The organism is uncultured Fibrella sp., from assembly GCF_964250085.1.
GTDB lineage: Bacteria > Bacteroidota > Bacteroidia > Cytophagales > Spirosomataceae > Fibrella.
Map to the genome: position 1 here is coordinate 472,108 of NZ_CAXUEC010000003.1, position 17,808 is coordinate 489,915.

A 17,808-nucleotide genomic window follows, 5' to 3' on the forward strand; every position below is an offset into this window, starting at 1 on the left:
AGCTTCAGCTTCGATGCTAGCTATACCATTATGAAACTCCTCTCCGCCTTTTTTGCTTTTCTGCTGCTAACCACCGTCTCGTTGGCTCAATCGGACCGCGATCCGCTGTTTACGTCTACGGACGGAACGAAGATTCACTACGATAAAATCGGCAGCGGCCCTGCCGTAGTGCTGATACACGGCTTCATCGGCAACGGTGAATCCTGGAAACGCTCCCCTTTGCGGGCAATGCTGGCCGATTCGGGCTTCACCGTCATCACGCTCGACCTGCGGGGAAATGGCCGGTCGGATCGGCCACACGAAGCCGCGGCTTATGAGAAGGATAAGGAAGTGTATGACGTCATGGCCCTGATGAAGCACCTTAGTTTTGCTCAGTATGATGTAGTCGGCTATTCGCGTGGGTCGATCATCGCGGCGAAACTGCTGGCCGTAACGCCAACGCAGCAGGTACGTCGGGCGGTGCTTGGCGGCATGGGGCTGGATTTCTCTGACCCAAACTGGATTCGTCGTCGCAACTTCTACGAAGCGTTGGCCCGCCCCGGTAGCCATCCCGATTTACAATCGGCTGTCGATTACGCCATTAAATCGGGGGCGGATACGGTGGCGTTAAAGTGGATGCAGCGGTATCAGCCGGTAACGTTGCCCGGCGAACTGAAGCGCATTAAGCAACCCGTGCTGGTTATTTCGGGCGACAAAGACGAAGATAACGGCAAAGCCGGCGATCTGGCGGCCACGCTGCCCAACGCCACACTCGCTACCGTTCCCGGCACGCACAACACAACAATGGGAACAGCCGAGTTCGCTAAACAGGTGGTGTCGTTTTTGAAGAAATAACGCGTCAGGCTGAGCAGGAGGGCAATGTACCACGGACTTGAGTCCGTACATCATCCTGAACAAACGGACTGAAGTACGTGGTACGTTGCTTTTACAATCCTAGAAATCGAGGTGGCAGTTGGTCCAGCCGTCGTCGAAGCGGGTGCCGAACTGTTTGTAGAAGCCGATGGCGGGCTCGTTCCAGTCGAGTACCTGCCACATCATGCCGGTGCAGTTTAATTCGCGGGCTTTGGCAATGGTGGCGTCGAGCAATTCTTTGCCGAGGCCCTGCCCACGGTGGCTTTCCGTGATGATGATGTCTTCCAGATACAGGCGCTTCCCTTTCCAGGTCGAATAGCGGAAATAATAGAGGGCAATGCCCAGAATCTTCTGCGTTTCCACCTCTTCGGCCACCAGGAAATGAAAAAGCGGCGTTGCGCCAAAACCGTCTTCGCGGAGTTGCTCCACCGTATTGGTCATCTGGTCGGCGGCTTCTTCGTAAACGGCCAGCTCAACAATGAGGTCGAAAAGCTGGGGGATATCGGCCTCTACGCCGGTGCGGATCGTTATCATATTTTGTTGCGCCACCTGTCTAGAGCAGCCTGAAAATCAGTGGGTAAGGGTGAGTCGAATTGATACCATTCCTGGGTACGCGGGTGCTCGAACCCAAGTGAGCGGGCATGCAGGGCCTGCCGGGGCAATAAGGCAAAGGTATTTTCTACGAAGGCTTTGAAGGTGCCGTTTGGGTTTCCCCGCAAAATTTTGTCGCCGCCATACGTGGTATCGTTGAACAGCGGATGGCCAACGTGCCGGAAATGCGCCCGAATCTGGTGGGTACGTCCCGTTTCCAGGTTACACTGCACCAGCGAGACATAATTCAGGGCTTCCAGCGTCTTGTAATGCGACACTGACCATTTGCCTTTGCTTTCGTCGTCATAGACCGTCATCACTTTCCGGTCGCTGGCCGACCGGCCAATGTAGCCCGTGATCATGCCGTCGGCTGGGTCGGGAATGCCCCAGACCAGCGCGTTGTAGGTACGTTCGATGGTGTGCTCAAAAAATTGCCGGGCGAGGTGGCTCATGGCGTATTCCGTTTTGGCAATCACCATCAGGCCCGAGGTGTCTTTGTCGATGCGGTGGACCAGCCCCGGCCTTCCTTCGCCGTTGCGCGTCGTGGGCAGGTTTTGCAGATGATACACCAGTGCGTTCACCAGCGTACCGTCCCAGTTGCCATGAGCGGGGTGAACGACCATGCCCGCGGGTTTATTTACGACCATAAGCTCGTCATCTTCAAAGACGATATCGAGCGGGATATTCTGCGGAATAACGGTGGTGTCGCGGATCGGGTGGGGGAGCGAGACCGTGATCAGATCAACGGGCTTTACTTTATAACTGGCCTTGACCGCCTGACCGTTTACTTTTACACCACCAGCGTCGATGGCCGACTGGAGCTTGGTTCGCGAGGTATTGGCTAATTTCGTATCCAGGAAACGGTCGATCCGAAGCATTGCCTGACCCGCATCGACTACGATTCTATGGTGTTCAAAAAGGTCGTCGTCTTCAGTCTCGTCGGGCTGGGTATCGTGATCGAGCATATGTATTGGGTAAGTTTCCCGTAAAATTACGCAGCATGTCTGATTTAGTGGCTCATCTGGCCCAGATTGTCGGCCATTCGCCGCTGGAGTTCCTGCCCAACCCCTTTCCCGAACCGGTGCCCATCCGGTTGTATCTGAAGCGGGACGATCTGCTGCATCCGTTGGTATCTGGCAATAAATGGCGCAAACTCAAATATAACCTGCTCGAAGCAGACCGGCTGGGCATCAAAACGCTCCTGACGTTTGGCGGGGCGTATTCCAACCATTTATACGCTACCGCGGCTGCCGGACGGGTATTCGGGTTCAATACGATCGGGATTGTGCGGGGCGATGAACTGGCGAATAAGCCATTGAATGCTACACTTTCCTTTTGCCGAGGCCAGGGAATGACCCTCCAATTTACTGATCGGGCAACGTACCTGCGCGCCACTGATCCGGCTTATCTGTCTGACCTTCAGGTACGTTACGGTCACTGCTATATCCTGCCCGAAGGCGGCACCAATCCGCTGGCAATTCAAGGCACCGCCGAACTGATGCCCGAACTGAATGCCCAACTGGGTATGTGGCCAACGGCGGTAGCCTGTGCCGTTGGAACAGGTGGTACGCTGGCGGGCCTGATCGGATCGGCCCCGTCGTCGGTGCAGGTGCTGGGCATTTCGGCTGTGAAGGTTCCGCCCGGTAGCAACGCTCATTTCGACGGATTGCCGGCTGTATTGCCGTCAAATGTCGCCGTCCTGACAGACTATCATTACGGCGGCTATGCCCGAACCACGCCTGAACTGCTGGATTTTATCCGGGCTTTCGAGCAAAAGAACGGCATCTTACTAGAGCAGGTTTATACGGGGAAACTGCTGTTTGCGCTGTATGATCTGGCCCGGAAAGGTTATTTTCCTGATCAGGCAACGGTGGTAGCCATTCATACGGGTGGCTTGCAGGGGCGGCAGATACCGTAGTGCGGATAACGCGGATTTTTATCTGGAAAAGAGATAAAAATCCGTGTTAATCCGCGTCGCCACCGGCATTCGTGTCATCCGCGTGCCATTATCTGCCACCTTTGCGGTTTCGATTTCTTAGCCATCAACATGCCCGCTTCCTTACTCGACCGTTCGCTGGAGAACCGTTTACAACACATTATCGACCATAAAACCAAGCCGCTCGGTGCGCTTGGGCAAATCGAAACGCTGGCCGTGCACATCGGACTGATTCAGCAAACTGAAACGCCCACGCTGACAAACCCGCATATTCTGGTATTCGCCGGTGACCATGGCATTGCCGCCGACGGGGTGAGCGCCTATCCCGCCGAGGTAACCTACCAAATGGTGCTGAACTTCATGAACGGGGGCGCGGCCATCAACGTATTCACGCGCCAGAACGGGCTGCGGCTGGTTGTCTGCGACGTAGGCGTGCGGGGTACGTTCGACTCCAATACCGCCGAATTTGTGAAGTTCAAGGTGCAGCCGGGCACGCAAAATATGCGGCATCAGCCCGCCATGAGCTCCGACGATACCGAGGCGGCAATGGATGCTGGTCGGTTGCTGGTCGATGGGGTGCATCATCGGGGCTGTAATGTGGTTGGCTTTGGCGAAATGGGGATTGGTAACACGTCATCGGCGTCGTTGCTCATGCATCGATTGCTTAACGTACCTGTGGGTCAATGCGTTGGCCGGGGCACCGGCCTGACCGACGAACAACTCACCCACAAACTCGCCATCCTGACCGAAGTAAGCGACCGCTACGCCGATCTAACCGACCCAATGGCGCTGCTCTCGGCGATGGGTGGCTTCGAGATTGCGGCTATCGTTGGTGGGATGTTACGAGCCGCCGAAAACGGGATGGTTATTCTCGTCGACGGTTTCATATCGACGGCATCGTTGCTCGTGGCTCAGGCTCTCGACCCCGCCGTAATCGATTATTGCGTATTCACCCACCGGTCCGACGAAACAGGACACCGTCTCATGCTGGAACGCCTGAATGCCAGTCCGTTGCTGAACCTGGGCCTACGCCTGGGCGAGGGTACGGGTTGTGCGCTGGCCTATCCACTTGTACAGGCATCCGTGGCAATGCTCAACGAAATGGCCTCCTTCGACAGCGCAGGAGTAAGCAATAAATGACATTGTTCATCACAACCCCCTATGCGAACTCTCTTCTTTACGGCCCTGATGTTTTACACCCGGTTGCCGGTGCCGAAGGGCATTGACCATTCGGCTGATCTGCTGAACCGGTCGACGCTCTTCTTCCCGCTCATAGGATGGCTTATCGGTGGCATTGGCGTAGGTACGTATTGGGTGAGCAGCATCCTGTTTCCGCCCGAACTGGCCGTGCTGCTGAGTATGGTGGCGACGATCTGGGCGACGGGTGCTTTTCACGAAGACGGTTTCGGGGATGTGTGCGACGGCTTCGGCGGTGGCTGGACCAAGACGCAGATCCTGACCATCATGAAAGACAGTCGGCTGGGTACGTATGGTGTGGTGGGGCTGGGTTTGCTGCTGGCTATCAAATTTTTTGCGCTGATGAAACTACTGCCCGGCGAACCGTTCGGCTGGAAAGTGGCTCTGAAATACATCTCGGCCCATAGCCTGAGCCGGTGGATTGCCACCACGCTAATTGCGACGATGACCTATGCGCGGGAAGATGAAGAATCAAAAGCCAAGCCGATTGCCAAGGGCGGCATCACGGGCCTGCCGCTGGCAGTGGCCACGTTTTTTGGTCTGGCACCTACACTGGTACTCGTCGCATTGAGTGGCCTTTGGGTGTATCTTACCTTCCTGATTCCGCTCTGGCTCGTTCGCTGGCGATTGATCCGCTTTTTCAATAAATGGCTGGGCGGCTACACCGGCGACTGCCTTGGTGCCACTCAACAACTCACCGAAGTGGTGGTTTATCTCTCGTATGTATCACTGGTGTGGGTGAGTCTATGAAATAAATTAGTCATTAAGCTACGCTGTCATTTATGGTCATTAGGTAGTCGTTAACCTGCGGCGTCATTTGTAGTCATTACTTGTTTTTCGAACAATTACCACCTGATGACCATAAATGACAGCGCAGCTTAATGACGGCGAAGCCTAATGACAAATAGTATATGAAGGAGATACAACTAAGAACGGTCGATGTTACCCGGTACGTTACGCCGCTTCGGGAAGGGGGCTCGCTGCCTGCGTTGGTCGAAGCCGACGACGATTTTTTGTACGTGCTGAAGTTTCGGGGAGCGGGGCAGGGAACCAAAGCCCTGATTGCCGAACTGATTGCGGGCGAACTGGCCCGGACACTTGGCCTGCGCGTACCCGAAATTGTGTTTGTCAACCTCGACCCCGCTTTTGGCCGGACCGAACCCGACGAAGAAATTCAGGATCTGCTGAAAGCCAGCGCCGGGCTGAATCTGGCGTTGCATTACCTGTCGGGGGCCATCACCTTCGATCCGCTGGTGACCACCGTAGAACCCCGGCTTGCCTCGCAGATCGTCTGGCTCGACTGTCTCGTGACCAACGTTGACCGCACCGCCCGCAACACCAACATGCTGATGTGGCATAAGGAACTGTGGCTGATCGATCATGGCGCTTCCCTCTATTTTCACCACAGCGGGCAACCGTGGGAGGAACAAGCACTGCGCCCATTTGCGGCGGTGAAAGACCACGTATTGCTTCCCCGAGCCACCGAATTAACGGCTGTCGACGCTGAATTTCGGCTCATATTGACCACCGAACGCATTCAGGAAATAGTTGCGCTCATCCCCGACGACTGGCTGATGACCGAAGGAGCGGAGGCTTCACCGGACGAACAGCGGAACGTGTACGTCCAATTTTTAACGACCCGGCTTGCCGCGTCTGACCGATTCGTTAACGCCGCCAATGATGCCCGACATGCACTTGTTTGAATACGCCGTGATCCGGGTGGTACCACGGGTCGAACGCGAAGAGTTTATCAACGTCGGGGTGGTGGTGTATTGCGCGGCGAAGGGCTTTCTGCAAACCCGGTTTGACGTACCGGTGGAGCGGCTCAGGGCCTTCCCCAACGTACCTGACACGGATGAACTGGCTGATCGGCTGAAGGCATTTGACCAGATTTGTGCCGGTCGTAAAGTGGGTGGCCCCATCGGACAACTGCCTATTGCGTCCCGTTTTCGCTGGCTGACAGCCACCCGCAGTACGGTCGTACAAACCTCCTCGGTGCATCCGGGTCTGTGCGCCGACCCTCAACAAACCCTTGACCGGCTGTATGAACAACTGGTTCAATAACCATGACGATCTATTTAATCAGACATACGGAAGTAGCCGTTGGTCGATCGGTCTGCTACGGCGGCTCCGACGTTGAACTGGCCGATAATTACCTGGCGCAGCGGCTCAACCTCACCACGCATCTGCCCCATTCCGGGCCGGATGTCGTGTTCTCCAGCCCGCTGGCGCGTTGCCGACAACTGGCCGAGGACCTGGCCATGAATGGTCAATTGATGCCCGAAGAGGTGAGTCCGCCCGTTCACGATGTAACGCTTCAATTCGACGACCGGCTGCGCGAATACCATTTCGGCGATTGGGAGATGACGCCCTGGAACGATATTCCCCGCGAGGCGCTCGATACCTGGATGACTGATTTTGTGAACCTGGCTCCGCATAACGGCGACTCCTTTCAGGATGTGTTCAACCGGGTGAGCGCCTTCTGGCGTGACGAAGTATTGCCGCTGGCCAACGTCGAGAAGCCAATAACCGTCTATATCGTTAGCCACGGGGGTGTAATCCGGGCTTTGCTGTGTTTATTCCTGGAGTTACCTTTGCAGAACGCCTACCGCCTCCACCTCGACTACGGCGCTGTTACGAAACTCGCTGTTCAGAACGGAACCTACACGGTAGCATACATCAATCGTTAAACAAAACAGCCTTTTTAAGGCTTGAACGGAGACCTATAAACGTTACTTTTTTCTATGAAACCTCTTCACATTCGCCTGACTACCACTGCTTCACTTGTTTTGCTTGTTGCGCTGGCACGGTTTATTCCTCATCCGCCCAATGCAACGCCGGTGATGGCGATGGCCTTGTTTGGCGGTGCCCTGTTCGAGCGGAAGTGGCTGGGTCTGGTTGTTCCGGTGCTCGCTATGCTGCTGAGCGACGCCCTGATCGGCTTTCACGGCACTATGGGCGCTGTCTACAGCTCACTGGCACTTGCCTGGCTTATTGGCGTAGTTGCTCTGCGTAAGCCAACGTTTGGCCGGGTTGTGGGTGGTTCGGTGGCGGCATCGATCCTGTTTTTCCTGATCACCAATTTCGCGGTGTGGTATGGTAGCTCATTCTATCCACAAACGGCTGGTGGTCTACTCGGCTGCTACACGGCCGGCCTCGCCTTCTACAACAACCAGTCGTTTTTCCTGAACGGTCTGCTGGGCGACCTGTTCTTCAACGGTCTTTTGTTTGGTGGTTACGCCCTGCTGCAACGCCGGTTCTCCGTGCTGCGTCCGTCAATGGCGTAAGGCGAAACAGCACTGGCTATTTGAAGCCTTGCTACTTGTAGCGAGGCTTTTTTTGTGCTCAGTTTACCCAGTAAGCTCGGTCTACCCCCAACCCCCTGAAGGGGGCTAATGCTCCGCGATGGCAAGAAGCAGCGCAGTAGCCCCCTTCAGGGGGTTGGGGGTAAAACCGAGCTCAGGGGTAAAACCGAGCACAAAAAAAGCCCGGACCATTGGGTCCGGGCACATCTACACAGGCGGTACATCCGTGTGCCTACTGGGGCATCAGCACGGTATCGATTACGTGAATCACGCCGTTCGACTGGTTCACATCGGCGATTGTCACGGTTGACATGCCACCTTTGGCGTCTGTCAGCATGATTTTTTTGCCTTTCTGGGTGGCCGTCAGAGTACCACCGGCTACTGTTTTCAAGGTAGCTTTACCACCGCCTGCTTTGATCTGATTCATCAGATCAGCGGCGCTCACTTTGCCCGATACCACATGGTAGGTCAAAATGCTGGTCAGCGTGGCTTTATTTTCTGGCTTCACCAGTGTTTCTACCGTACCGGCAGGCAGTTTATCAAAGGCTTTGTTGGTTGGTGCAAACACCGTGAACGGGCCAGCGCTCGACAAGGTCTCTACCAAACCAGCGGCTTTAACAGCGGCAACAAGAGTGGTGTGATCTTTTGAGTTTACCGCGTTTTCAACAATATTTTTTGACGGGTACATGGGGGCACCACCTACCGTTACTGTTTTCTCCTGGGCAAAAGCACCTGTGCTGATAGCAGCTACGGCGAGCATCGAAAAAAGAAGCTTAATCGTCTTCATGTCGTTAATTTGATTTACTTGTTTTGTGAGTGAAACTGTGTGCGATCGATCGACAGGTAGACCTACGGGAGAACTTGATAGCTTGGATTTTTAATTAAAAAATATTTTTACAATAATCTACTTATCAACATGTTAAAGCTTTAGTCTATTTATTCTATTAGATTTTAAAGACCTATTTTACTTACTCTCATTTGAGGGAACTACTTAAAAAGAGCCGCGCAGGACCGGGTGAAGATCAACCTGGTCCTGCGCGGCTCTTTTTACGGATAGCAACGTACCTGAACGTCTAGCTTATCGAGCGCCCGGCGGGCAGTTTTTCTTCAGAAAATCAGTGTACAACGTACCCAGATGCTGCCGTGTGCCGGCGCCCTCATAGATACCGTGCGAGCGGTTCGGATAAGCCATAAACTGGAATGTCTTGTTGTATTTGACCAACTCGTTCACCAGCATTTCGGCGTTGGCATAATGAACGTTGTCATCGCCGGTGCCGTGAATGTAGAGCAGATTGCCTCTCAGCCCTTTCACATGCGTAATGGGCGAACCGGCCACAAAATCTTCCCGGTTTTCCTGGGGTAATCCCATATACCGCTCCTGATAGATGTTGTCGTAGGTAAGCTGGTTGGCCACGGCCGCCACGGCAATGCCCGTCTGGTAAATCTCCGGGTATTGAAACAGCAGATTCAGCGTGGTAGAGCCGCCGCCGCTCCAGCCCCAGACGGCCACCCGGCTGGTATCGATAAATGCATGGCGGGCAAAGAGGGCTTTGGCACCCATTGCCTGATCGCGGATGTTGATGCGGCCAATCTGCCGGTAAATGCTTTTGCGCCAGGCTGCACCTTTCAAGGCGGGCGTTCCCCGGTTGTCGAGCGCGGCGTATATGTAGCCTTCCCTGAGCATATCGCCTATAAACAGGTCATTGTTGCCGGCCGAAAAAACGTCGTTTGTCGTAACAGCCGCCGGTTCGCCATATACCTGAAACACAATCGGGTAGCGTTTGGTACTATCGAAAGCCGGGGGTAGTGCCATCCAGCCGTCGAGCGTCACATTGTCGGCCGTGGTGACAGTGAAGAAACGCAGGTTTTTGGTTCTCGCCTGCGTCGGTCTGGCTGGAGCCGTGCTTGCGCGCAGTGGCGAATGATCGGGCAACTTCACCCAGGCACGCGTCGGGGGGGTGGTGGCGTTTGTGAACGTGTGCATGGCAAACTGCCCGTTGGGCGAAACGTCGTAGCCGTGGGTACCCGCCTGAGTAGCTGGCGAGATGCGTTCGGCCTTGCCGCCACCAGCCAGCGGAACGCGGTAGAGATAGCGTTGCGTAGCGTTGTCGGGCGAGGCCGTGAAATAGACGTACCCAGCGCGCTCGTCGATGCGTCCCAACTCGGCCATGTCGTAGTTGCCGGGGGTGAGCAACGTCTGGATTTTGCCGTCGCGGCTGAGCTGGTAAATATGCCGCCAGCCATCTTTCTCGGATATCCAGAGAAATGACTTTGCGCCGTTCGTCCATTCCCAGCCGCTCGGGTCGTCGTAGCTGTCCCAGCGGGGTTTAATGTCGATCCAGGCGTTGTCCTTTTCCGTGAAAATAGGCGTCACCGTATTTTTGGCGGGCTGGCACACGAAGAGCGTAGTTTCGTTCTGTTTGCGGTTCAACTGCTGAACGATCAGCTCTGCGCCGACTGGACCAGCCGTGGGAAACCACTCGGCCCGAACCAGGTAATGCTGCGCCGGATCGCCGGGAATCGCCAGCCATTTGGTAGGGCCGCCTGTAGCCGACACCACACCAAGGCGGGTAGGGGAGGGCGATTCACCCACTTTTGGGTATTCGACCGGAATGGTATACGAATAGATCGAGTCGGTGTTGTCGATCATCAGGAAATCGCGGATTTTGCTGGCGTCGACCTGCCAGTAGAGCAATTGCTTGCTGTCGGGGCTCCAGCGGAACCCGTCGCGGCAACTGAATTCTTCTTCGTAGGCCCAGTCGAAGGTGCCGTTGATGTGCTTGCGGGTGCCATCGTTGGTAAGCTGGGTTGTTTTCCCGGTCGCAATTTCTTCCGAAAAGAGGTTGCTTTTGCTCACGTAGGCTACGCGTTTTCCGTCGGGCGACAGCTTGGCGTAGAGCAACGACTGGCCGGGTTGTCTGGCACCGACCTGCCGCAGCGTACCAGAGCTACCTGCCGCTTTCGGGCGAGTCAGCACGTAGTAGTCGCCCCGGGTATTGTACCGCCAGACGCGGGCTGTGTTGGTAAAAATAAGTACGGTGGTCGAATCGCTGCTGAAGGCGAAGTCGGCGATGGTGATCGGTGTTTTACTACCAGTGGGCGTAAGTTGAGCGGCCGACACCAGTTCCGTTTCGGTACCCGTGCGAACATCGGTACGGACAATGGCGTTTCTGGCAGTGGAGAGGGTCGCGTTGCCATCGGCCGACCAGCGAATGGCTCGTAAACGAGGTTGGGCCGGGGTGAGATGAGCGAGCAGTAACCCGGTAAGTACGAGCAGGGATCGTTTAAGGTGCATAGATGATGAATTGAAGAAGTGAAGTTACATGCTTTTTAAACAGGTGACCCGCCCTTGACCGGCTTTCACTATTTTTACGGGCACCATCCGGGAATTATGCACCTTTTTTACCAGCCTACCCTTACACCAGCCGATGCGGCCGGTCTGCTTACCGACGAAGACGCCCGGCACGCCACCCGTACCCTCAGATTGGGCGTCGGCGACGCTTTATCCGTGACCGATGGACGCGGAAATCGCTATGACAGCGTTATAACTAAAGCCGATAAGCACTGCGCTTTTCGGGTGCAGACGGTGATCGAAACGCCACCCCGACCTTTCGCCGTACGTATCTGCGTAGCGCCGACCAAAAATCTGGATCGCATCGAATGGTTCATCGAAAAAGCGGTCGAACTGGGCATCGAGCGCATCAGCTTTTTCGTCGGGCAGCATTCAGAAAGGCGGATATTGAAACTGGAACGAATTGAGAAGATTGCCGTGGCTGCCATGAAACAATCCTTGCAGGCGTGGTTACCGAAGCTGGACGAAGCCATACCGTTTGCCAAATTGGTAGCCTCGGTAAGCGAGTCGCAGCGGTTCGTCGCCCATCTGCCCGAGAACGTACCCACCCAACCTTTGATCAGGACGGCTACGCCTACGGGTCAGTATGCCGTATTGATTGGACCGGAAGGTGATTTTTCGGCATCCGAATTGCAACAGGCTACCCAGGCAGGTTTCCAGATGGTGACGCTTGGCCCGAACCGGCTCCGTACCGAAACCGCCGCCCTATCGGCCTGCCAGGCGCTAAACTTTTTAAACCAGTAACTAACCTGTAAGGTCTCCTTCAGACCTTGTATGCGTGAAAACCGACATATGAAGAAGCTTCTCGTTATCGCCTCCCTGTTCATTGCTCATTGCTCCTTGTTCAGTAGCGTCGCTGCTGCGCAGCCGTATGCATACCGCATTGCGAAGTTGAAGTACAACGGCGGCGGCGACTGGTACGCCAACAAAACGGCCCTGCCTAATCTGATCAAGTTTGCCAACCAGCAACTGCGGATGAATATTTTCCCGGAAGAGGATATTGTGGAGGTAGGCAGCCCCGATTTATTTTCCTACCCGTTTGTGCACATGACCGGCCACGGCAACGTGTCGTTTTCCGACGCTGAAGTGCAGAACATGCGCCGCTACCTGATGTCGGGCGGTTTTTTTCATGTCGATGATAATTACGGACTGGATAAATTTATCCGGCGGGAGATGAAGCGCGTTTTCCCTGAACTGTCGTTTGTGGAGCTGCCTTTTTCACATCCGATCTACAACCAGAAGTTCAAGTTTCCCAACGGGTTACCGAAGGTGCACGAACACGATGGTAAAGCGGCTCAGGGGTTTGGCCTTATTTATCAGGGGCGACTGGTGTGTTTCTACAGTTATGAGTGCGACCTGGGCAACGGCTGGGAAGACCAGGCCGTCTACAATGATCCGGAGTCGGTGCGGCAGTCGGCCTTGCGGATGGGCGCAAATTTATTGCAATACGCCACGACAATAGCCAACTAAACAGGCCTAAATTTCGTATGTAAGGCATAGCAACCCGGAAAAATTGTATTTTTGTTCTGTTTGTTGTCTACCATCTTTAAACATTATTGTCTGTGATAGTTGTAGCCGCCTTTGTTGCGCACTGGTATCTCTCTTTGTTTTGCCAAACGTTTTTCCTGCACCGTTACTCAGCGCACAAGATGTTCTCGATGAGTAAGTTTTGGGAGCGTTTTTTTTATGCCCTGACCTACATTTCGCAGGGATCGTCGTACCTGAGCCCACGGGCATACGCCGTCTTGCACCGGATGCACCATGCGTTCAGCGACACGCCGAAAGACCCGCACTCGCCGCACCACACCAAAAACGTATTTACGATGATGTGGCAGACGAAAAATATTTACAATGCCGTGCTGCACCGCAAACAGGCCATCGAACGTCAGTTTGACCGCAATTACCCCGAGTGGAACCTGATCGAAAAACTGGGCGATTCGTGGGTGTCGCGGGCCGGATGGGGCGTGGCTTACAGCCTGTTCTACATCTTCGCGTTCATCTATCTGGACATGCACTGGGCGTTTTTCTTCCTGCTACCGGTTCACTTCGTGATGGGACCTGTACACGGAGCCATCATCAACTGGAGTGGTCATAAATACGGATATGCCAACTTTGATAACCACGACAAGTCGAAGAACTCGCTGATTATGGATGTGGTCATGATGGGTGAGCTGTTTCAGAACAACCACCACAAACGCCCCAATGCCGCCAACTTCGGTGCCAAATGGTTTGAGTTCGATCCAACGTACCCAATGATCAAGGTACTGTCTGGCCTGAAAATCATTAAGATGCGCCCGGCCAAAGCCACCGCCGAATTTGAAACCGGGCACGAACGCCGGGTAGAAGAGGCTGTGAAGGTTTAGCTAGTTAAAAGGTCTAACGTTCAAAGGTCCAATGTTGCTCTGCTGTGCTTCCAGATTTGGAAGGGCGGAGCAACATTGGACCTTTGAACGTTAGCTCGGTGCGGGCTAAGCTGAGATAACCTCTACTGCTCATTGAAAAATACATACAGCCCGTCTTTGCCGGCAACGACGATATCGGTTCGGCCGTTTTGACGCAGATCGGCGGTGGCGAACTGAATGCCGGTTCCTTTTCCCTCGCCAGCCGGGCCGTAGCTGATGACGTTCTTCTTGAAAACGCCTTTCTCGACGGTGAAATAATATAGCCCTACCGGGTCGTTTGATCCGGGGTCGTTGTCGTTATGGGCTCGGAATCGTTTGCCGGTCAGCAGTTCCGGCTTGCCGTCGCCGGTAATGTCTACCCACTCCATCACGTGATATTGCGAATTTTTCTCGTCGATGCTCTGCTTCGTCCAGGTACGTTGGTCCGCTGTTCCGGTTGCTTTCGTCTGTTTGTACCAGTGTAGCCCGTAGCCGTGGCCTTGCCCAACGATGAGGTCGTTGAGTTGATCGCCATCGACGTCAACGACCAGGATGGGCACACTGGCGGTGCCGAGACTGAACGCCGCATGGTGCGTCCACGTAGGATTATTTCGGTCGCCCGCCTGTTCCAGCCAGCCATCGCTGATGATAAAATCGCCGCGCCCGTCGCCGTTGATATCGCCAAAACCCAGCCCATGCCCCTGCGTTGAATGAACGGGCATCGTCTTGTAGGTACGTTCGGCTGGCTGGTATTTCAGGTAGACGAGGGGCTTGCCGGGGTTGTTGGGGCAGATTTCAGGCTTGCCGTCGCCGTCGATGTCCCAGGCGCGGGTTGTCTCGACATTACCCACGGTAGCGATCTCGTGAATGGGCCAGTCGCCCTTGGGTACGTTCTCCAGCCAGCGTAACCGGCCGCTCCACCAGCCACCCGTAATAATGTCGGGGCGACCATCGGCATTGACGTCGAAAGGAATCGTCGAGAAGTCGTCGTAATACTGATCTTCCCGTTTTTGGTGGCCAATCAGATGTCGTTTGCGAAAGGTTGGCTGGCTGTTCCCCTGACGCGGGCCGCCCTGACGCGGGCCGCCTTCATTTTCGTACCAGAAATCGCCCGACACAATGTCCAGTGTACCGTTTCCATCCACATCAACCACGCCCGCCGACTCGTAGCTTTCGGCGGCAACGAAGTATTTCACGAAGCGGGGCGGATTGGCCGACTGCGAGATGGTAAAGCCCGAAACAAGCAGGCTGGTGAGCGTGAGTAGCTGTTTCATAACGAAGGAGATCGGGTAGGAACGTACCTGCGATGTCGGCCGGCTTTACTTCAGTGGGCGGGCGTTGACGCCTTCCACCGTAATCTGGACGGGTTTTATGGCTCCACTCGCGTCGAACTCAAGCCGGTCGATGCAGGTTTCGCGGTGATTACCGTCTGTTTCGGTCAGTGGGCGGCGGTGATAAACGATGTACCAGGCATCGTCTGGTGCACCTTTTTTGCCGGGTACGTGCAGAATCGAATGATGCCCGGCACCGGTGGCCACCTTTGGGTCCTGCTGAAGAATTTTGCCCGCTCGCTCGAAGGGGCCAAACGGCGAGTCGGCTACGGCGTAGGCCACCGAATAATCGGGACCTGTCCAGCCGCCTTCCGACCACATAAAGTAGTATTTGCCGCCGCGCATGAAGACCATCGGCCCTTCCACGTAGCCTTTGGGCGTAATCTCGCGAAACGTCGTGCCGTCGGCAAACGGCGTGAAACCCCGAAAATCGGGCGTTAGCTTAGCGATGTTGCAATGCCGCCAACCTCCATAGATCAGGTAATACTGCCCGTCTTTATCCTGAAAAACAAACTGGTCGATGGGTTGCGCGCCGTTGTGAATCTGGCCAACGAGCGGTTTACCCAGGTAATCGCGGAAGGGGCCCGCCGGGTTGTCGGCCACCGCCACGCCAATGCCGCCAATTTCTCCTTCGTGGACGTCGTTTGCCCCGAAAAACAGGAAATACTGGCCGCCTTTCTCGATCACCGACGGAGCCCACATGGCCCGTTTAGCCCATTTAACGGCCGTGGTGTCGATAATGCGCGGGTGTTTGGTCCAGGAAACCAAGTCGGGCGACGAGAAGGCATCCATGAAGACCTGCTTGTTGTAGGGGGCCGAAAAGGTGGGGTAAACCCAGTATTGCTTCCCAAAAACGGCCACTTCGGGGTCGGCGTACCAGCCCGGGAAAATGGGGTTACCGGATGTTGTTTTGCCCGTTTGCTGGGCCATTGTCAGTGGGAGCGAGGCCAGCAGGAAATAAACTGTAAGCAGAGAATGGCGCATTGACTGAATTGGTTGTCTGCCTGGAAAAGACGAGGAGGGGGGCATCTTACCCCGTGGCTGATCACAATTAGCGAATACGGGCTTTTTTAAATACCCATTTTTGACCAATAGATAAATGAACGTGCTTTTGCGGCTTGATAATCAGATTGATATGATTAGTAGATAATCTTTTACGATTGAGCCGCGTTAGTATATAGATTTGATTAGTTAACTTGAGCTTTCGGCACAAGAGCCTACACTGGGTCTTTAATCAACGTTAGAATCCACTAAACGCCAAGTCCATGTACGAAAATAACCCCGCTTATCAGGAGTATCCCGAAGTTACGCCCGACGCCAACACGATCGAGGAGCCTACCGATCACAAAAAGGCCGTTGCTACTGCCGTAGGTGGTTCGGTGGTGCTGGGAGCCGCTGCCTACGGGCTGAGCTTACTTGATGACGGAAGTAGCGAAGCACCCGTAAGTGATGATTCTTCTGCGGTGGCCGCCGCTGCTGCTGCCGACGCCCGCGCCAAAGCATCGTTACCCGTATTGCCCGTTGTGATGCCAGTGGAGTCTGAACTATCGAAACTGGACTGGCCCCTGGACCGGCTCGATGAGCTAACGTTTGATGAAGCCTTCGCCGCTGCCCGTCACCAAATGGGTCCTGCTCATCATTTCAACTGGCATTCAGGAACGTACAATACGTTTTACCAACAGGAAGAAGCAAACTTGACTAAAGCTGAACGCGATGCGTTCATCGCTACGCTGCCCACCGATAAGGAATCAGCTTCGGCCAACGAACCGGAAGCACCTGCACGTGCGGTGCATCCGTCGGGCGGGGTACGTCACCAGACACCAGCGGTTGCTGAGCCTCAACTGGCTGATGCTGACGCTGAACACCGTACGGTAGCCGTGGTACCGGCCATCACGGTGGTGCCGCTGGCGGCCGTTGCTGACCATGAAGTGACCCCGTTGGCCGATGCGCATTCGTCTGACGATGCGAACTTCCCCGAACCGATGATCGCCGATCACCACGGGGCCAACGCGCTGCATGGCGAAGGCATCGCTGGCAGCACGATCGATTCGATTGACCATCACGACCAGTTCGACCACAATCATGCACAGGATGAGTATGGCATGGATCAACACCATCTTGGCGAGTAGGTACGTTCGTTTATCGATTTAGTAGTAAATTTCAACGGTCAGGCGAAACATCGTCTGACCGTTGGTTGTCTTAGGCAAGAGAACTGGCCAAAACTCGTCCGTCATGAACCAGGAAACCGCTACAAAACAGTCGATTACCATTGGGCGCGGTAAGTCCAACCATATTGTCGTGCCCACGCTGTCGATCACGGAGGTTCACGCCCGCGTTACCCGGCAGGGCGATGCGTACTGGCTCGAAGACAACAACAGTTCGAACGGCACGTTTGTCAACGATTTCCGGATTGTGCGGCGGCGACTGCAACCCGACGATCAGGTACGTGTTGGCAATCAGGTATTGACGTACCGGCGGCTGATCAAAGCGTTTTCCCGTAACCCCGACGATTACACCCGTGAGTTTGCCGAACTGGAAAACGTTTGGGAAGATTACGTAGCACTAAAAGAGCAGTTGGAAAACCGCAATCTGGCCGATCAGGTATCCGATCTGACCGTTGGCGTACCGTTGATCGGACTGGCACTGGGTCGTTTATTGGGCGCCGAGCGGTCGGCCCGGAAAAAGCGCGAACTGGCCGAGCTGGAAGCGCAGATGACCCAGATTTATGCCTGCCCCAAATGCGGCACGCCCTTTCCACTCACCCGTGACTCGAGTTTCAGAATGCTGTTGCAGCGGTCTGTGAACCAGAAGCAGGGCCACTGTCTGGCCGGTTGCGGCGCAATCTGGACGATCTAACATCCCA

General features: G+C 55.0%; 19 protein-coding genes. 13 read left to right on the top strand and 6 right to left on the bottom strand.

Translation table 11 applies throughout. From position 1 onward, the window contains the following. Window positions 1–30: 30 nt before the first annotated feature. The gene (locus ACFE8Q_RS11480) at window positions 31–834 is read left to right on the top strand and encodes an alpha/beta fold hydrolase (protein WP_375445533.1); all 804 of its coding nucleotides are present in this window, start codon (window positions 31–33) and stop codon (window positions 832–834) included. 99 nt (window positions 835–933) lie between these two features. On the opposite strand, the gene ACFE8Q_RS11485 is transcribed toward ACFE8Q_RS11480, so the two are convergent. Beyond that, on the bottom strand, window positions 934–1,386 hold the full coding sequence (locus ACFE8Q_RS11485; protein ID WP_375445534.1) for a GNAT family N-acetyltransferase: 453 nt from the start codon (window positions 1,384–1,386) through the stop codon (window positions 934–936). Continuing rightward, window positions 1,383–2,408, bottom strand: a complete 1,026-nt coding sequence (locus tag ACFE8Q_RS11490; protein ID WP_375445535.1) for an RluA family pseudouridine synthase — start codon at window positions 2,406–2,408, stop codon at window positions 1,383–1,385. The genes ACFE8Q_RS11485 and ACFE8Q_RS11490 overlap by 4 nt, the downstream gene beginning before the upstream one ends. Before the next feature lie 35 nt (window positions 2,409–2,443). Between ACFE8Q_RS11490 and ACFE8Q_RS11495 the strand changes: the two genes are divergently transcribed. The 7 genes from ACFE8Q_RS11495 to ACFE8Q_RS11525 all read left to right on the top strand — a co-directional run bounded on the left by ACFE8Q_RS11495 (window position 2,444) and on the right by ACFE8Q_RS11525 (window position 7,863). After that, a complete protein-coding gene (locus tag ACFE8Q_RS11495) occupies window positions 2,444–3,361 on the top strand; it encodes a 1-aminocyclopropane-1-carboxylate deaminase/D-cysteine desulfhydrase (RefSeq protein ID WP_375445536.1) in 918 nt (305 codons plus the stop codon). 129 nt (window positions 3,362–3,490) lie between these two features. Next, on the top strand, window positions 3,491–4,519 hold the full coding sequence (gene cobT, locus ACFE8Q_RS11500) for a nicotinate-nucleotide--dimethylbenzimidazole phosphoribosyltransferase (RefSeq protein WP_375445537.1): 1,029 nt from the start codon (window positions 3,491–3,493) through the stop codon (window positions 4,517–4,519). Window positions 4,520–4,540: 21 nt separating this feature from the next. Beyond that, on the top strand, window positions 4,541–5,326 hold the full coding sequence (locus tag ACFE8Q_RS11505; protein WP_375445538.1) for an adenosylcobinamide-GDP ribazoletransferase: 786 nt from the start codon (window positions 4,541–4,543) through the stop codon (window positions 5,324–5,326). Window positions 5,327–5,487: 161 nt separating this feature from the next. Further along, window positions 5,488–6,279: a HipA family kinase gene (locus ACFE8Q_RS11510; protein WP_375445539.1), complete on the top strand. Its 792-nt coding sequence runs from the start codon at window positions 5,488–5,490 to the stop codon at window positions 6,277–6,279. Further along, window positions 6,257–6,640, top strand: coding sequence for a DUF3037 domain-containing protein (locus tag ACFE8Q_RS11515; RefSeq protein WP_375445956.1), 384 nt, complete (start codon window positions 6,257–6,259; stop codon window positions 6,638–6,640). The genes ACFE8Q_RS11510 and ACFE8Q_RS11515 overlap by 23 nt, the downstream gene beginning before the upstream one ends. Before the next feature lie 2 nt (window positions 6,641–6,642). Further along, the gene (gene cobC / locus ACFE8Q_RS11520) at window positions 6,643–7,266 is read left to right on the top strand and encodes an alpha-ribazole phosphatase family protein (protein ID WP_375445540.1); all 624 of its coding nucleotides are present in this window, start codon (window positions 6,643–6,645) and stop codon (window positions 7,264–7,266) included. 54 nt (window positions 7,267–7,320) lie between these two features. Then, window positions 7,321–7,863: a DUF6580 family putative transport protein gene (locus ACFE8Q_RS11525; protein ID WP_375445541.1), complete on the top strand. Its 543-nt coding sequence runs from the start codon at window positions 7,321–7,323 to the stop codon at window positions 7,861–7,863. A gap of 250 nt (window positions 7,864–8,113) precedes the next feature. On the opposite strand, the gene ACFE8Q_RS11530 is transcribed toward ACFE8Q_RS11525, so the two are convergent. After that, window positions 8,114–8,668: a fasciclin domain-containing protein gene (locus ACFE8Q_RS11530; protein ID WP_375445542.1), complete on the bottom strand. Its 555-nt coding sequence runs from the start codon at window positions 8,666–8,668 to the stop codon at window positions 8,114–8,116. 291 nt (window positions 8,669–8,959) lie between these two features. Then, on the bottom strand, window positions 8,960–11,176 hold the full coding sequence (locus ACFE8Q_RS11535) for a DPP IV N-terminal domain-containing protein (protein ID WP_375445543.1): 2,217 nt from the start codon (window positions 11,174–11,176) through the stop codon (window positions 8,960–8,962). A gap of 96 nt (window positions 11,177–11,272) precedes the next feature. Between ACFE8Q_RS11535 and ACFE8Q_RS11540 the strand changes: the two genes are divergently transcribed. The 3 genes from ACFE8Q_RS11540 (at window position 11,273) to ACFE8Q_RS11550 (ending at window position 13,596) form a co-directional block, all read left to right on the top strand. Continuing rightward, complete coding sequence (locus ACFE8Q_RS11540) at window positions 11,273–11,977, top strand: RsmE family RNA methyltransferase (protein ID WP_375445544.1); 705 nt, start codon at window positions 11,273–11,275, stop codon at window positions 11,975–11,977. A 48-nt stretch (window positions 11,978–12,025) separates the two neighbouring features. Further along, complete coding sequence (locus tag ACFE8Q_RS11545) at window positions 12,026–12,703, top strand: DUF4159 domain-containing protein (protein ID WP_375445545.1); 678 nt, start codon at window positions 12,026–12,028, stop codon at window positions 12,701–12,703. A gap of 92 nt (window positions 12,704–12,795) precedes the next feature. Beyond that, complete coding sequence (locus tag ACFE8Q_RS11550; protein WP_375445546.1) at window positions 12,796–13,596, top strand: acyl-CoA desaturase; 801 nt, start codon at window positions 12,796–12,798, stop codon at window positions 13,594–13,596. A 122-nt stretch (window positions 13,597–13,718) separates the two neighbouring features. Here the strand turns inward: ACFE8Q_RS11550 and ACFE8Q_RS11555 are convergent, their stop codons facing one another. Together ACFE8Q_RS11555 and ACFE8Q_RS11560 are read right to left on the bottom strand one after the other, a co-directional pair. After that, a complete protein-coding gene (locus tag ACFE8Q_RS11555; protein ID WP_375445547.1) occupies window positions 13,719–14,888 on the bottom strand; it encodes an FG-GAP repeat domain-containing protein in 1,170 nt (389 codons plus the stop codon). A 45-nt stretch (window positions 14,889–14,933) separates the two neighbouring features. Then, complete coding sequence (locus ACFE8Q_RS11560; RefSeq protein ID WP_375445957.1) at window positions 14,934–15,875, bottom strand: glycoside hydrolase family 43 protein; 942 nt, start codon at window positions 15,873–15,875, stop codon at window positions 14,934–14,936. A 335-nt stretch (window positions 15,876–16,210) separates the two neighbouring features. Between ACFE8Q_RS11560 and ACFE8Q_RS11565 the strand changes: the two genes are divergently transcribed. Both ACFE8Q_RS11565 and ACFE8Q_RS11570 read left to right on the top strand, forming a co-directional pair. Further along, window positions 16,211–17,074 carry a hypothetical protein gene (locus ACFE8Q_RS11565; RefSeq protein ID WP_375445548.1) on the top strand — a complete coding sequence of 288 codons (864 nt, stop codon included), beginning with the start codon at window positions 16,211–16,213 and terminating at the stop codon, window positions 17,072–17,074. 103 nt (window positions 17,075–17,177) lie between these two features. Next, window positions 17,178–17,801 (top strand): FHA domain-containing protein, encoded by a 624-nt coding sequence (locus ACFE8Q_RS11570; RefSeq protein ID WP_375445549.1) that lies wholly within the window; start codon window positions 17,178–17,180, stop codon window positions 17,799–17,801. Window positions 17,802–17,808 lie beyond the last annotated feature (7 nt).